The organism is Sphingopyxis sp. GW821-FHT10B01, from assembly GCF_059415685.1.
Window position 1 is genome coordinate 111,258 of sequence record NZ_JBWKNS010000007.1, and the last position, 14,377, is coordinate 125,634.

Genomic DNA, 14,377 nt, shown 5'->3' on the forward strand with positions numbered 1-14,377 from the left:
GGAAGTCGATCTGGAACTAACCCGTCGCTCGTCGATTGAAAAGCGCAGCAGGCCGAAAATGGTTGGCGTTGAAACCGCTTTGTCACAGGTCTACGCTTTCTGCTTGCCCTCGCAAAAACAAGGTCGTTCCCATGAAAAAAGCTGTCTTCGCTGTTCTTCTGTCCACCGCCGCGATCGTCGCGGGACCTGTCGCCTGTTCGAAGGGCGAGAAGGCCGCGGCAACGTACACGGTGGGCACCGACCTTGGCATCAGCAAGGCGGCGATGGACACCGCGGCGAAGCCCGGGGATGACTTCTATGCCTACGCCAACGGCAATTGGGACAAGACGACGCCGATCCCCGCCGACCGCTCGTCGATCGGCGCGTTTTACGTCGCGCAGCTCGAGACCGAAAAGCGCAACCGCGAACTGATCGATGCGATCGTCAAGGGCGGTGCCGCAGCCGACACCAACGAAGGCCGCATCGCCGCTTTCTACAAGGCCTACACCGACACGAAGGCGATCGACGCTGCGGGTCTGAAGCCCATCGCCGCCGACCTCGCGCGCTTTGCGGCGATTACCGACAAGGCCGGTCTGTCGAAGATACTGGGAGAACAGCTCCGCGCCGACGTCGACCCGCTCAACGCGACCAACTTCCAGACCGAGAACCTCTTCGGCGTTTTCGTGACGCAGGGCCTCGCGACGCCCGGCGACGTGATCCCCTATCTGCTCCAGGGCGGCCTCGGCATGCCCGAGCGCGAATATTATCTGTCGGCCGACCCGAAGATGGCGACCATCCGGACGGCCTATCAGGCCTATATCGCCAAGCTGCTGACCGCCGCCGGTCAGCCCGACACGGCGGCGAAGGCGAGGCGCATCTATGACCTCGAGGTCAAGATCGCGAAGGCGCACGCGACGCGTGAACAGAGCGAGGATTTCACCAAATCGGCGGACGTCTGGACGAACGCCGATTTCGCGAAGAAAGCGCCCGGCATCGACTGGCCCGCTTTCCTTGCGGCCGCCAAGCTCGATGGCGCGACGAAGTTCGGCGCCTATCATGCCGGTGCGATCACCGGCCTGTCGGCGCTGGTCGCATCCGAGCCGCTCGACGCGTGGAAAGACTGGCTGGTCTTTCACCAGATCAACAGCCACGCCGATGTGCTGCCTAGCACGATCGACAGCGCCCATTTCGCCTTTTTCGACACGACGTTGAAGGGCACGCCGCAGCAGCGCAGCCGCGAGAAGCGCGCGCTCGATTCGCTCGACATCTATCTCGGCGACGCTGTCGGCAAGGCCTATGCCGACAAATATTTCCCCGCTTCGGCGAAGGCCGAAGTCGGCGATATGGTGAAGAACATCAAGACCGCCTTCGCCACCCGCGTCGGTACGATCGATTGGATGGCGCCCGAAACCAAGAAAGAGGCGATAAAGAAGGTCGAAACGATTGCGGTTGGTGTCGGCTATCCCGACACGTGGCGCGACTATGGCAGCTATACGGTCGGCGCCGATGCCTATGCAAACGAGGTTGCGGGGCAGAAAGCCGAATATGCACACCAGCTCGCCAAGATCGGCAAGCCGATGGACAAGGGCGAATGGTGGATGGTCCCGCAGACCGTCAACGCCGTGAATCTGCCGGTGCAGAACGCGCTGAACTTCCCCGCCGCGATCCTGCAGCCGCCCTTCTTCAACGCCAAGGCCGACCCCGCGTTCAACTATGGTGCGGTCGGTGCGGTCATCGGCCACGAGATCAGCCACAGCTTCGACAACAATGGCGCAGCGTTCGACTCCACCGGCGCGCTGCGCAACTGGTGGACCCAGGCGGATCTGGCGAAGTTCAATGCGTCGGGCGCTGCACTCGCGGCGCAGTTCGACACCTACAAGCCGTTCCCCGATCTTGCGGTCAACGGCAAGCTGACGCTCGGCGAGAATATCGCCGACGTTGCGGGGCTTCAGGCCGCGTATGACGCGTATCGCGCTTCGCTGGGGGGCAAGGAAGCCCCGGTGATCGACGGCTTTACCGGCGATCAGCGCTTCTTCATTGCGTTTGCGCAGACCTGGGCGACCAAGATGCGTGCCGAGGCGCTGCGCGCGCGCGTCGCGACCGATGGGCATGCCCCGGGCATGTACCGCGCGCTGACGGTGCGAAACCTCGACGCCTGGTACAAGGCGTTCAACGTCCAGCCGACCGACAAGCTGTACCTCGCGCCCGACAAGCGGGTGCGCGTTTGGGGATGATGTAAGGGAAGGGCGGGGCATCAATCGGCCTCGCCCTTGCCGGGCTGTGCGCCGGGCTTTTCCTTGAGGATCAGATAGCGATAGACGCCGATCGCGTTGATGATCAGCAGCGCGATATTCTGCCACCCGATGCCTTCGCTGTCGGGTTGCAGGAACCCCCAGCCGATCAGCGCGGCGCTGCTCGTCACAAAGACGACAAACGCCCAGCCGGTCCAGCGCCGGCCAAGGTTCAGCGATACGACGAGCGCCGCAAGCGTCGCCGCCCCCGCGCCATAATATTGCAGGATGGTGAGCAAAGTGTCGCTCATTTGCCCGTCGCGCCGAAGACGAATTCGAGCTTCAGCCCGTCGGGATCGGCAAAGAAGACGGCGTAGTAGGTCGGATCAAAAAGCGGATAATCGGCGGGCGCGTCGAGGATCGTCGTGCCCGTCCGGACCAGAAGTTCGTGGAGGCGATCGACATCCTCGCGGCTTTCGGCCGTCCACGCGAGATGGTGCAGTCCGGGTGAAGTGCGGTCGTGGATGCGCTCCGCACCCGCGCCGAGCGATTCGACGATTCCGATCGAATGAAAGGGTTCGCCCGCACGGTCCCAGTCGCTGCCATGATCATAATCGGCCGAGCGCCGATAACCGAGGAAGCCGAGCACAGCGTCATAGAAGAGGCGCGAGCGTTCCTTGTCGGTGACCGTCAGGTCGATATGATGGGCCAGCCCACGCACGTTATGCCAACGCGCCGATCAGGGCGAAGATGCCCGAGGCGGTCAAGAAGGGCCAGCCGATGTGGCGTCCGCGCGTGTAAATTGCATCGAACAGCCCGGTCGCGGTCCAGGCCGCGCCGATCAACAGGATGAGGTCTCGCGGCGTGCCCGGCCAGACAACCGACGCCGCCGAAACCAGCATCAACAGGGACAGCGCATGCCACGCCAGACGAAACACTTTGCGCGCCAGATCGACGCCCAGGACACCTTGGTCGAGGGTCAGCAGCGGCCCGATCAGCCGCCGCTCGCCCAGAAAGCCGTGAACAACGGCTGTCGTCGCCATGAAGGCGGCCGACAGCCAGAGCCAGATCACGCGCCGGCGCCGATCAGTTCGCGGCCGATCAGCATGCGGCGAATTTCGTTCGTCCCCGCCCCGATGTCGAGCAACTTGGCGTCACGCCAATAGCGTTCGACCGGCCAGTCCTTCGTATAGCCTGCACCGCCCAGCGCCTGGATGGCTTCGCCCGCAACCTTCACGGCGCTTTCGCTGGCGAGCAATATGCAGCCCGCGGCGTCGAAGCGCGTCGTCTGTCCCGCATCGCAGGCCTTGGCAACATTATAGACGTAGGAGCGCGCCGACTGGAGCGCGACATACATGTCGGCGACCTTCGCCTGCATCAGCTGGAACGATCCGATCGGTTTGCCGAACTGCTTGCGGTCGCGGACGTACGGAATGACCGTGTCGAGGCACGCTTGCATAATGCCAAGCTGAAGCCCGGCGAGCACGACGCGCTCATAGTCGAGCCCCGACATCAGCACGCCGACGCCGCCGTTCTGTGGCCCCATCACCTGCTCTTCGGAGACTTCGCAATCGGTGAAGACGAGTTCGGCGGTCGGCGAGCCGCGCATGCCGACCTTGTCGATCTTTTGCCCGATGCTGAACCCCGGCATGTCCTTTTCGATCAGGAACGCGGTGATACCGCGCGATCCCGCTTCGGGGCTTGTCTTGGCATAGACGACCAGCGTGTCGGCGTGCGTCGCGTTGGTGATCCAGAATTTGGTGCCGTTGAGCAGATATCCGCTGCCCTTTTTCTCGGCCTTCAGCTTCATCGACACGACGTCGCTGCCTGCGCCGGCCTCGGACATCGCAAGGCTGCCGACATGCTCGCCGCTGATCAGCTTGGGGAGGTATTTCGCTTTCTGCTCGGCATTGCCCCAACGGCGGATCTGGTTGACGCACAGGTTGGAGTGCGCGCCGTAGGAGAGGCCGATCGCACCCGAAGCGCGGCTGACTTCCTCGACCGCGATCACATGTTCGAGATAGCCGAGCCCAAGCCCGCCAAACTCTTCCTCGACGGTGATGCCGTGCAGGCCGAGGTCGCCCATTTGCGTCCACAGTTCGTCGCGCGGGAACCAGTCTTCGGCGTCGGCCTTGGCGGCGAGCGGTGTGATCTGTTCGTCGGCGAACCGGGCGGTCGTGTCGCGGATCATGTCGGCGGTTTCGCCGAGCGCGAAATCGAAATCGGGGGTGGCGCGCATGGATTACCTATCGATCAAGGTGGCAGGACAAGGCGCGATAGTGCCTCAAATTTCGATCATATGGAAATTGAAATGAAACGATCTTTGGCATAAGGAAAATTTATGATTAAGCGCGCCCATATCCGCCAGTTCCTTGCGGCTGTCGACGCCGGCAGCTTTACACAGGCGGCGCTGCGTATTCGCGTCACCCAGCCTGCGCTGTCGACCGGTATAGCCGAACTCGAAAAGCTGGTTGGCACGCCGCTCTTCATCCGCAATCGCCGGCAGATCCGGCTGACCGAGGCGGGAGGGCGCTTCCTTCCTATCGCACGCGATCTCGACCGCGGCTTTCGGGCGGCCGACAGTTTCGGCCGCGCGGGCTCCGGCCAAGCAACCGAACTCAAGCTGGGGGTCATCCGCTCGGCGCCGGGTGAATTGCTGCAGGCAATCGCTGCTGCGCTGCGACCGGGCTTCGCCATCGAACTGATCGAAAACACCGACTCCGAACTGCGCGCCGCGCTCGGCAGCGGGCGTATCAATATGGCGCTTGTCCCGCTGCGTTCGGGCGAGCGGGGCAGCCATGTGGTGCCGCTCTATGAAGAGCCGCTCGCGATGTTCATCGCCTCCGATCATCCGCTCGCCGGACGGATCGAGGTCGGTCCAGAGGAACTCGCGGCCGAGACGATGATCGCGCGCCGGTCGTGCGAATTCCTCGATGCAACAAGCCGCTTCTTCACCCGGCATGGGGTCCGCCCGCGTTTCGCGCTGCGCAGCGAGAGCGACGAGCGCTGCCTGCGCATGGTTGCCGCCGGGATCGGCATTACCACCGCGCCGGTGTCGCTCGCGATTGACGGCATCGTTCCGCTGAAGGTTGCGGGCTATGATTTTCGCCGCGAGCTGGGGTTGATCCTCGATCCGGCCTGGAGCGTATTGCCCGAGGTTGAATCGCGGCTGCTCCACACCCTGAAAACGATCGCGGCGATTGCCGCCGAGTGGCGTCAGGCGAAGGTCGATACCGCCGCATGATCCGCACTCCCCAAGTCTGGCTTGCAGCGTCGAAAGGCCATAATGTTTGCCCCCTCGCATGACGCAGGGTTACGGCGACCTCCGTTGTCCCGTCCGTTTGGACGTATAACTTGATAAAAAATGTCCTATTCCGCTGTTCCACGGCGGAAGCGCGAGGAGGCGAGTTTGTTGTCGTCTGAGTTACAGACAAAATCACTGGAGCTGACCCATCTCGACCGGCTCGAGGCCGAGAGCATCCATATCATGCGCGAAGTGATGGCCGACGCGGTCAAGCCGGTGATGCTCTACAGCGTGGGCAAGGACAGCGCGGTGATGCTGCATCTCGCGCGCAAGGCCTTCTATCCCTCGCCGCCGCCGTTCCCGCTGCTCCACGTCGACACGACGTGGAAGTTCAAGGCCATGTACGAGTTGCGCGACCGCATGGCGCGCGAGAGCGGCATGGAACTGCTCGTCTATCAGAACCCCGAGGCGAAGGAGCGCGGGATCAACCCGTTCGATCACGGTCCCTTGCACACCGACATGTGGAAGACCGAAGGGCTGAAGCAGGCGCTCGACCTTCACGGCTTCGACGTCGCTTTCGGCGGCGCACGCCGCGACGAGGAAAAGAGCCGCGCGAAAGAACGTATCTTCTCCTTCCGCACCGCGACGCACGGCTGGGACCCGAAGAAGCAGCGGCCGGAACTGTGGAATCTCTACAACGCCCGCAAGGCAAAGGGCGAGAGCATCCGCGTCTTTCCGATCTCGAACTGGACCGAGCTCGACATCTGGCAATATATCGCGCGCGAAAATATCCCGATCGTGCCGCTCTATTTCGCGGCGCCGCGCCCGACCGTCGAACGCGATGGCCTGCTGCTGATGGTCGACGACGACCGCTTCCCCTTGCTGCCCGGCGAGACGCCGGCCCTGCGTTCGGTGCGCTTTCGTACCCTCGGTTGCTACCCGCTCACCGGCGCCGTGGAGAGCGAGGCTAAGACGCTCAGCGAAGTGATTCAGGAAATGCTCCTCACCACCACCAGCGAACGACAGGGGCGGATCATCGACAAGGATGGCGGCGACGCCAGCATGGAGAAGAAAAAGCAGGAGGGGTATTTCTGATGACCACCGATCCTGTTTACGTCACCGACGCGCTGATCGCCGAGGATATCGACGCTTATCTCGAGCAGCATCAGCAAAAATCTCTGCTCCGCTTCATCACTTGCGGGTCGGTCGACGACGGTAAGTCGACGCTGATCGGGCGGCTGCTTTACGACAGCAAGATGATCTTCGAGGATCAGCTCGCCGCGCTCGAGGCCGACAGCAAGCGCGTGGGGACGCAGGGCCAGGAGATCGACTTTGCGCTGCTCGTCGACGGCCTTGCCGCCGAGCGCGAGCAGGGGATCACGATCGACGTCGCCTACCGTTTTTTCACGACCGAGAAGCGCAAGTTCATCGTCGCCGACACGCCCGGGCATGAACAATATACGCGCAACATGGTCACCGGTGCCTCGACCGCCGACCTCGCCGTGATCCTGATCGACGCGCGCAAGGGCGTGCTCACGCAGACGCGCCGCCACAGCTTTCTCGCGCACCTCATCGGCATCAAGCATATCGTGCTCGCGGTGAACAAGATGGACCTTGTCGGCTATGACAAGGCGGTGTTCGACCGCATCACGCTGGCATATCGTGCGTTCGCGAGCGAGATCGGTATCACCAATTTCACCGCGATCCCGATTTCGGGGTTCAAGGGCGATAATATCACCGCGCTGTCGGACAATACGCCCTGGTTCAAGGGACCGGCGTTGATCGAGCATCTGGAAGGTGTCGAAGTTGCCGCGCAGCGTGATGTAAATTCAGAATTTCGCCTTCCTGTTCAATGGGTTAATCGTCCGAACCTCGACTTTAGAGGGTTTTCGGGGCAAATATCGGGTGGTTCGGTCAAGCCGGGGGACGCGGTACGCATCCTGCCCAGCGGCAAAATAACGACGGTAGATCGGATAGTTACCCTGGGCGGCGACCTCGACGAAGCCGTTGCGGGGCAGTCGGTGACGCTGACACTTTCCGACGAAGTCGACTGCTCGCGCGGCGATGTCATCGCGGCAGCGGACAATCCGCCCGAGGCCGCCGACCAGTTCGAAGCAACGCTCGTCTGGATGGCCGACGAGGCGATGATCGCGGGCCGCGCCTATTGGCTGAAGCTCGCGACCCAGAGCGTTTCGGCGACGATCCAGCCGCCGAAGTACGAGATCAACGTCAACACGCTCGATCATCTTGCGGCGAAGACGCTCGAACTCAACGGCATCGGCGTCGTCGAGCTGTCGACCGACAAGCCGATCGTCTTCGAAGCTTATTCCGACAATCGCACGCTGGGCGGCTTCATCCTGATCGACAAGCTCACCAACGCGACGGTCGCCGCGGGCATGCTGCACTTCAGCCTGCGCCGCGCGCAGAATGTCCATTGGCAGGCAAGCGACATCAGCCGCGACATGCGCGCAAATCTCAAGAACCAGAAACCCGCGCTGCTCTGGTTCACGGGCCTGTCGGGTTCGGGCAAATCGACGATCGCCAACCTCGTCGAGAAACGCCTGCACCGGATGAACCGGCACAGCTTCCTGCTCGACGGCGACAATGTCCGCCACGGCCTCAACCGCGACCTCGGCTTTACCGAGGCCGACCGGATCGAGAATATCCGCCGCGTCGGCGAAGTCGCCAAGCTGATGACCGACGCCGGGCTGATCGTCATCACCGCCTTCATCTCGCCGTTCCGGGTCGAACGCGACATGGTGCGCTCGATGCTGCCCGAGGGCGAGTTTATCGAGGTCTTTATCGACACCCCGCTGGCGGAGGCGGAGCGCCGCGACGTCAAGGGGCTCTACAAAAAGGCGCGCGCGGGGCAGCTCAAGAATTTCACCGGCATCGACAGCCCCTATGAGGCGCCCGAGACGCCCGAAATTCGCATCGACACCACCACGATGACCCCCGAAGAAGCGGCGGACCTCATCATCGACCGCTTGCTGGGATAATATGACCGAGACCGACGCCGAACTCGCCGAAAGGCTCGCGAATGCCGCGGGCGCCATCCTGCTCGAGCTGCGCGGGCAGGGTGGTTTCGAAGGCAAGGCGCTGGGGCCGGCTGGAGACGCGGCTGCCAACGCCTTGCTGTGCCGCGAGATCCGGACCGCGCGGCCGGGCGATGCGCTGTTGTCCGAAGAAGAGAAGGACAATCGGGTGCGCTGCGGAGAGAGCCGAGTCTGGATCGTCGACCCGCTCGACGGCACCCGCGAATATGGCGAGGGCCGCGATGACTGGGCGGTGCATGTCGCGCTTGCCGTGGATGGCGTGGCGACGGTTGGCGCGGTCGCGCTGCCGGGGCTTGGCATGACGCTGACCTCGGCTGCGCCGCTGCCGCTCCAGCCCGCGAACAGTCCGCTCAAGATGCTCGTCAGCCGCACGCGTCCTGCCGCAGAGGCCGTGTATGTTGCCGAACGGATCGGCGCCGAACTGCTTCCGATGGGCTCGGCGGGCGCGAAGGCGATGGCGGTCGTGCGCGGCGAGGCCGATATCTATCTCCATACGGGTGGCCAGTATGAGTGGGACAATTGTGCCCCGGTTGCGGTTGCCCAAGCGGCGGGACTGCACGTCAGCCGGGTCGACGGGGCGCCGATCCGTTATAATAATCCGGACACCTATCTTCCCGATCTGCTGATCTGCCGGAAGGAGCTGGCCGGTGACGTGCTGCGCTTCGCCGCGGAATATTCGCCGGGCTGACGGGCAGGGCATTGCCAGTGGCGCAGCTGCGTCCTAATCCGTTGCATCAAGAAACCGAAATGCGACGGGAGATGCGCGATGACCGATTTGCCTGAAACCAACCTCACCATGCTGACGCTCGTGAAGCCCGAAGGGCAGCTCGAAGTGTCGCTCGAACGCCGGCCGTTGCCGACGCCGAAGCCGCACGAAGTGCTGGTGAAGGTGCTCGCGTCGCCGATCAATCCGTCGGACCTCGGGCTGCTGTTCGGCGGCGCCGATATGTCGACCGCGCGCGCTTCGACGAGGGACGGTCTGCCGCTGATCACCGCCGACGTGCCGCCCGCGGGCATGCGCGCGATGGGCGGGCGTATCGGCGATGCGCTGGCGATCGGCAATGAAGGCTGTGGCACGGTCGTTGCGGCAGGCGATTCGCCCGAAGCGCAGGCGCTGCTCGGCAAGACCGTCGCACTGCTGGGCGGCGAAATGTATGCCGAATATCGCTGCCTTCCCGTCCAGATGACCATGGCGCTTCCCGACGGCACCGATCCCGCCGATGGCGCGTCCTGCTTCGTCAACCCGCTGACCAGCCTCGCCTTCACCGAAACGATGAAGGCCGAAGGGCATAGCGCGATCGTCCATACCGCGGCGGCGTCGAACCTCGGCCAGATGCTCGTCAAGATTTGCGCCAAGGACGGCATCCCGCTCGTCAACATCGTGCGCAGCGACGCGCAGGTCGAGATTTTGAAGGGCATCGGCGCGCAATATATCGTCAACAGCAGCGCCGATGATTTCATGGAGCGGCTGGTCGACGCGATCGTCGAAACCGGCGCGACATTGGGCTTCGACGCGACCGGCGGCGGCAAGCTTGCGGGGCAGGTGCTCACCGCGATGGAAGCCGCGGCGGTGAAGCGGATGATGACATACAGCCGCTATGGTTCGGACACCTTCAAGCAAGTCTATATCTATGGCGCGCTTGACCTGTCGCCGACGACCTTCTCGGCGCGCAGTTTCGGACTGACCTGGTCGCTCTCGGGCTTTCTGCTCACTCCCTTCATGGCGAAGGCGGGCATGGAGACGGTCGGCCGGATGCGCAAACGCGTCGTCGACGAACTGACGACGACCTTCAAGAGCCACTACAGCCATGAAGTCTCGCTGACCGATGCGTTGAACATCGATACGGCGCAGGCCTATAATGCGAAGCGGACGGGCGAAAAATATCTGATCAAGCCGCACGGCTGATTGCCGGACTGTGCCCCGGCGAAAGCCGGGGTCCAGGGTGTGGCCAGCCAAGGCCCGCGATCGAGGATTTGCGCCCCGGCTTTTTCCGGAGAACCACAAGTTGAAGGCGTTCGTGGCTATGTCGTCACAAAAAGAAATCTATCTGGCTCGGCATGGCGAAACCGAGTGGAATGCCGCTGGCCGCTTCCAGGGAAAGCTCGACTCTCGCTTGACGGAAAAGGGGACGGAACAGGCCGCTGCATATGGAAGGCATCTTGCCGCAGTCGCGCCCGGGATCGATGCGCTGGTCGCAAGTCCGTTGGGCCGGGTGCGCGAAACCACAGCGATTATCCAAAGCTTTGGACAATTTCCGGAGCCCCGGTGGGAGCCTCTGATCGCCGAGGTTTCGGTGGGATCGTGGGACGGTCTTACCCATAGAGACATCGACGCCCGATGGCCCGGCAGATTAGACGGAACGACCCCGTTCGACTGGTTTTTCCGATCACCCGACGGGGAAAGCTACGACGCCGCCATGGCGCGCGTGATCCGATGGCTGGATAGCTTGCACGGCGTCATACTTGCCGTCTCGCATGGATTGACAGGGCGCCTCATTCGCGGAGCCTATCTTGGGCTGGCTAAGGATGAGGCCCTCGCTTTGCCCGTTCCGCAGGACGTCGTCTGGCGATTGGCCCATGGGCGGGTTGAGCCCATTCGCCTGAGCTGAGGGCATCGCCACGATGAAGGCATCCGAAAAGAAACATCGGTTAGCGAACGCGACAGCCACTTACTTGCGTCAGATTGGCAGGAAGGCCCAGAAGGGTGCCGAACCGAACGACCGGGCGTATGATCGAAAGCTTGACGAGAAACTCAAGCGTATGCGGCCAGAAGATGTCGATGAATTATTCCGCGGAGAGGATGACTGAGACCGCTTCCCACCCCAAACCCGGAGTTGCGCGCTCACCGCCGAGATGGCCGAATACGAGCAGAAACTGCCTTCTCCTTCATCGTCATCCCAGACTTGATCCGGGGTCCATGCTGCAGTGGATCCCGGATCAAGTCCAGGACGACGAAGGTCTGAATTTGGACCAAGAGTTGCAGTTCCCCGGCGAAGGCCGGGGTTCAGGGCGCAACCAGCAGACATCTGCTTTCTAACGCTCTGGGCCCCGGCCTTCGCCGGGGAACATGAGTGGGAGGCAATGGCAGTTCACCACCCCAACGCCGACCTTCGCGCGTTCTACCGCTTCATGCACTGGCGCACATCGTCGCGCTTGTATTCGCTGCAATTCCACAGCGCCTTTTCGAACCCCGCCTTGTCGTCGCGCAGATAGGAAAAGCTCATCGCCGCGCGCTGGGTTTCGCTCATCGCGTCGCTGTCGGGTTTCAGCACCGGGTTGGTCCAGCCCATGAACTTGCAATAGGGCTTGTCGGCGCACAGCCGCAGCGCGGTTGTGACGAAGCTTTCGGGTGCGGCCTTGCGGTCGAGCTGGGTGTAGATGGTGTCGCGGCCCGCCGCTTCGCCGGCGCCGGTCACGACGCGCGCTTCGCCCACCGCGGCGTTGGCGTCGACGCCCGCGGCTTCGGTGGGAAGGCCCAGCGCGATCGCGTGCAGCGGCGACAGCGCGGCCATTTTCGCGACCGGGCCGTCGCTGCCCGACACGGCGCCGCGGAACGCCCCCGGCGTGCCCCAATATCCCGGCCAGCGGAAGAAGAGGTGGGTGTCGACGATCGCGATCTTTTCGAGGCTGTCGCTCCAATAGGGGCGCACCCAGTCGGTGTGGTAATGGGTGGCGAGGCCGACGGCGGGGTAGGTGCCGCCCGACAGCATCAGGTCGGCGTTGTTGCGTGCCCGTTGCCACGCCGCGTCCGAATAGCGGCGGTTGAGCGCGCCGTCGCAGGTGAAGGTGAACTGGCACCCCGTCGTGCGTTCCGACCCCTGAAACACGACACCACAGATCGACTTGGGGAATGCCGGGTGGCGCGCGCGGTTGATCACGACCTGCCCGACGGCCTGCTGCCCCCTGGCGTCGTCGCCCGCCTCGTAAATCATCGCGGCGGCAAGGCAGTCGCGCGCGCGGGCCTTTGCGTCGCCGCTTCCGGCATAGACGAAGGGGCGGGCCGCGACGAAGCCCTTGGTCACGAGCGCGACCTCGGCGTTCTGCGCGCGCGCATCGTCCTCGGTGACGGGGGCGAGCTCCATCGGCGCGACGTCGGGTACGACGTCGGCCGGCGGTGCGACCGGACGCGCATGGGCGTGCCGCGGCGCGCTGCCCGTGCGATGGCTTGCGGAAAGCACCGCGACGACCGCCGCGACGGCGATCAGAACGAACAGCCAGCCCGTCCAGTCGCGCCCGATGGGCAACGCCGTTTGATCGTCATTGGGGTGCACGCGTGGGCCTCAGATCTCCGGGAGGAAATCGGGGACCGACAGGTAGCGCTCTCCGGTGTCATAGTTGAAGCCGAGGACGCGGCTGCCCGGCGGCAGTTCGGCGAGCTTCTGCTCGATCGCGGCGAGCGTCGCGCCCGACGAGATGCCGACCAGCATGCCTTCCTCGGTCGCGGCGCGGCGGGCAAAATCCTTCGCGGCGGCGGTATCGACCTTGATCACGCCGTCGAGCAGGTCGGTGTGCAGGTTGCGCGGGATGAAGCCGGCGCCGATGCCCTGGATCGGGTGCGGCGCGGGCTGGCCGCCCGAAATGACCGGCGAGGCTTCGGGTTCGACGGCGTAAACCTTGAGGTTCGGCCAATGCTGTTTCAGGAATTGCGCGGTGCCGGTGATATGGCCGCCAGTGCCCACGCCGGTGATCAGCACGTCGATGGGCGTATCCTTGAAATCGGCGAGGATTTCGGGGCCGGTCGTGCGGACGTGGACGTCGATATTCGCTTCATTCTCGAATTGCTGCGGCATCCACGCGCCGGGGGTGGTTTCGACGAGCTCGATCGCGCGCTCGATGGCGCCCTTCATGCCCTTTTCGCGGGGCGTCAGGTCGAACGTCGCGCCATAGGCGAGCATCAGCCGGCGGCGTTCGACCGACATGCTTTCGGGCATGACGAGGACGAGCTTGTAGCCCTTGACCGCCGCCGCCATCGCGAGGCCGATGCCGGTGTTTCCCGACGTCGGCTCGACGATGGTGCCGCCGGGCTTCAGGCTGCCGTCGGCCTCTGCGGCTTCGATCATGGCGAGACCGATCCGATCCTTGATCGATCCACCGGGGTTGCTGCGTTCCGACTTCACCCAGACTTCGGCGTCGGGGAACAGTTTTGCGAGGCGGATATGCGGCGTATTGCCGATGGTATCGAGGATCGAATTGGCTTTCATGATCGGTGCGCTCTTTCCTTGAATTCGAACCGGGGGTCGCGACGGACACGATTTGGCCAGTCTCCGGCGCGGAGCCAAAGTGCCTCGTCCGCCAGCGCCGGCGTCGTCGCGCGTTGTAACGAGGCGAGCAGATACTGTCCATAAGGCCAGTCCGCGACGCCCGAGTCCGCGTTGATATGACCGAAGGGGCCGGCGTTGACGAAACGCGCGTCCCAGTGGCGCGACAGGCGCCAGACATAGGCGGTCTTGGCATAGGGATCGTCATCGCTGGCGACGACGATCATCGGGGTTTGCGACGATAGCGCGGGCGAGTCGGTGAAGCTTTCGACGCGCTTGTCGCGCCGGAGCTGGGTCAGGTCGGGCGGCGCGACGAGCAGGGCCCCGGCGATGCGGTCGCGGGCGACGCTGCTGGCGGCAGCGAACCAATGGGCAAAGGCATGGCAGCCAAGGCTGTGCGCGGCGACAAGCACGGGTTCGGGCTCGGCCTCGATCGCGTCGGCGATGCGCTGGACCCATTGGTCCTTGAGCGGCTCGTCCCAGCTGCCGAGTTCGATTCGCTCGCAATTGGCAAAGCGGCGTTCCCACAGGCTCTGCCAATGGGTCGGGCCGCTGTTGTAGAGGCCCGGAATGGTGAGGATTTTGTGGCGGATATTCGAATTATGCATG

Annotated in this window: 14 protein-coding genes; 7 read left to right on the plus strand and 7 right to left on the minus strand. The window is 63.7% G+C overall.

The features are described 5' to 3' along the window. Nucleotides 1–131: 131 nt before the first annotated feature. The gene (locus AC07NV_RS19640) at nt 132–2,213 is read left to right on the plus strand and encodes a M13 family metallopeptidase (protein ID WP_495168081.1); all 2,082 of its coding nucleotides are present in this window, start codon (nt 132–134) and stop codon (nt 2,211–2,213) included. A gap of 20 nt (nt 2,214–2,233) precedes the next feature. Here AC07NV_RS19640 and AC07NV_RS19645 read toward each other — a convergent pair whose 3' ends face one another. From AC07NV_RS19645 to AC07NV_RS19660, 4 genes are read right to left on the minus strand one after another with little or no spacing between them, the layout of a single operon-like run. Next, a complete protein-coding gene (locus AC07NV_RS19645; RefSeq protein WP_495168082.1) occupies nt 2,234–2,521 on the minus strand; it encodes a hypothetical protein in 288 nt (95 codons plus the stop codon). After that, on the minus strand, nt 2,518–2,931 hold the full coding sequence (locus AC07NV_RS19650; RefSeq protein WP_495168083.1) for a VOC family protein: 414 nt from the start codon (nt 2,929–2,931) through the stop codon (nt 2,518–2,520). Before AC07NV_RS19650 ends, AC07NV_RS19645 begins: the two co-directional genes overlap by 4 nt. A 1-nt stretch (nt 2,932) precedes the next feature. Beyond that, nucleotides 2,933–3,283 (minus strand): hypothetical protein, encoded by a 351-nt coding sequence (locus AC07NV_RS19655; protein WP_495168084.1) that lies wholly within the window; start codon nt 3,281–3,283, stop codon nt 2,933–2,935. Next, complete coding sequence (locus AC07NV_RS19660; protein WP_495168085.1) at nt 3,280–4,449, minus strand: isovaleryl-CoA dehydrogenase; 1,170 nt, start codon at nt 4,447–4,449, stop codon at nt 3,280–3,282. The genes AC07NV_RS19655 and AC07NV_RS19660 overlap by 4 nt, the downstream gene beginning before the upstream one ends. Nucleotides 4,450–4,551: 102 nt before the next feature. On the opposite strand from AC07NV_RS19660, the gene AC07NV_RS19665 reads away from it, so the two are divergent. The 6 genes from AC07NV_RS19665 to AC07NV_RS19690 all read left to right on the plus strand — a co-directional run bounded on the left by AC07NV_RS19665 (nt 4,552) and on the right by AC07NV_RS19690 (nt 11,119). Then, entirely contained in the window at nt 4,552–5,454 is a 903-nt protein-coding gene (locus AC07NV_RS19665) for a LysR family transcriptional regulator (RefSeq protein WP_495168086.1), read from the plus strand. 168 nt (nt 5,455–5,622) lie between these two features. Next, a complete protein-coding gene (cysD, locus tag AC07NV_RS19670) occupies nt 5,623–6,549 on the plus strand; it encodes a sulfate adenylyltransferase subunit CysD (RefSeq protein ID WP_495168087.1) in 927 nt (308 codons plus the stop codon). Beyond that, the gene (gene cysN / locus AC07NV_RS19675) at nt 6,549–8,453 is read left to right on the plus strand and encodes a sulfate adenylyltransferase subunit CysN (RefSeq protein ID WP_495168088.1); all 1,905 of its coding nucleotides are present in this window, start codon (nt 6,549–6,551) and stop codon (nt 8,451–8,453) included. The genes cysD and cysN overlap by 1 nt, the downstream gene beginning before the upstream one ends. Nucleotide 8,454: 1 nt before the next feature. Next, entirely contained in the window at nt 8,455–9,198 is a 744-nt protein-coding gene (locus AC07NV_RS19680) for a 3'(2'),5'-bisphosphate nucleotidase CysQ (protein WP_495168089.1), read from the plus strand. A gap of 78 nt (nt 9,199–9,276) precedes the next feature. Next, complete coding sequence (locus AC07NV_RS19685) at nt 9,277–10,416, plus strand: zinc-binding dehydrogenase (RefSeq protein WP_495168090.1); 1,140 nt, start codon at nt 9,277–9,279, stop codon at nt 10,414–10,416. A gap of 118 nt (nt 10,417–10,534) precedes the next feature. Beyond that, the gene (locus tag AC07NV_RS19690; protein WP_495168091.1) at nt 10,535–11,119 is read left to right on the plus strand and encodes a histidine phosphatase family protein; all 585 of its coding nucleotides are present in this window, start codon (nt 10,535–10,537) and stop codon (nt 11,117–11,119) included. A 510-nt stretch (nt 11,120–11,629) separates the two neighbouring features. Here AC07NV_RS19690 and AC07NV_RS19695 read toward each other — a convergent pair. The 3 genes from AC07NV_RS19695 to AC07NV_RS19705 are packed head-to-tail and all read right to left on the minus strand — an operon-like array spanning nt 11,630 to nt 14,376. Next, entirely contained in the window at nt 11,630–12,754 is a 1,125-nt protein-coding gene (locus AC07NV_RS19695; protein WP_495168092.1) for a cell wall hydrolase, read from the minus strand. A 36-nt stretch (nt 12,755–12,790) separates the two neighbouring features. Beyond that, nucleotides 12,791–13,711 carry a cysteine synthase A gene (gene cysK / locus AC07NV_RS19700; RefSeq protein WP_495168093.1) on the minus strand — a complete coding sequence of 307 codons (921 nt, stop codon included), beginning with the start codon at nt 13,709–13,711 and terminating at the stop codon, nt 12,791–12,793. Further along, nucleotides 13,708–14,376 (minus strand): RBBP9/YdeN family alpha/beta hydrolase, encoded by a 669-nt coding sequence (locus AC07NV_RS19705; RefSeq protein WP_495168094.1) that lies wholly within the window; start codon nt 14,374–14,376, stop codon nt 13,708–13,710. Before AC07NV_RS19705 ends, cysK begins: the two co-directional genes overlap by 4 nt. Nucleotide 14,377: the final 1 nt, after the last annotated feature.

Excerpts from the sequence above, each read along its gene's own strand:
- cysN (WP_495168088.1), top strand. The coding sequence starts at position 6,549 with ATGACCACCGATCCTGTTTACGTCACCGACGCGCTGATCGCCGAGGAT.
- AC07NV_RS19705 (WP_495168094.1), bottom strand. The coding sequence starts at position 14,376 with ATGCATAATTCGAATATCCGCCACAAAATCCTCACCATTCCGGGCCTC.
- AC07NV_RS19690 (WP_495168091.1), top strand. The coding sequence starts at position 10,535 with ATGTCGTCACAAAAAGAAATCTATCTGGCTCGGCATGGCGAAACCGAG.
- AC07NV_RS19660 (WP_495168085.1), bottom strand. The coding sequence starts at position 4,449 with ATGCGCGCCACCCCCGATTTCGATTTCGCGCTCGGCGAAACCGCCGAC.
- AC07NV_RS19685 (WP_495168090.1), top strand. The coding sequence starts at position 9,277 with ATGACCGATTTGCCTGAAACCAACCTCACCATGCTGACGCTCGTGAAG.
- cysK (WP_495168093.1), bottom strand. The coding sequence starts at position 13,711 with ATGAAAGCCAATTCGATCCTCGATACCATCGGCAATACGCCGCATATC.
- AC07NV_RS19645 (WP_495168082.1), bottom strand. The coding sequence starts at position 2,521 with ATGAGCGACACTTTGCTCACCATCCTGCAATATTATGGCGCGGGGGCG.
- AC07NV_RS19640 (WP_495168081.1), top strand. The coding sequence starts at position 132 with ATGAAAAAAGCTGTCTTCGCTGTTCTTCTGTCCACCGCCGCGATCGTC.
- AC07NV_RS19680 (WP_495168089.1), top strand. The coding sequence starts at position 8,455 with ATGACCGAGACCGACGCCGAACTCGCCGAAAGGCTCGCGAATGCCGCG.
- AC07NV_RS19665 (WP_495168086.1), top strand. The coding sequence starts at position 4,552 with ATGATTAAGCGCGCCCATATCCGCCAGTTCCTTGCGGCTGTCGACGCC.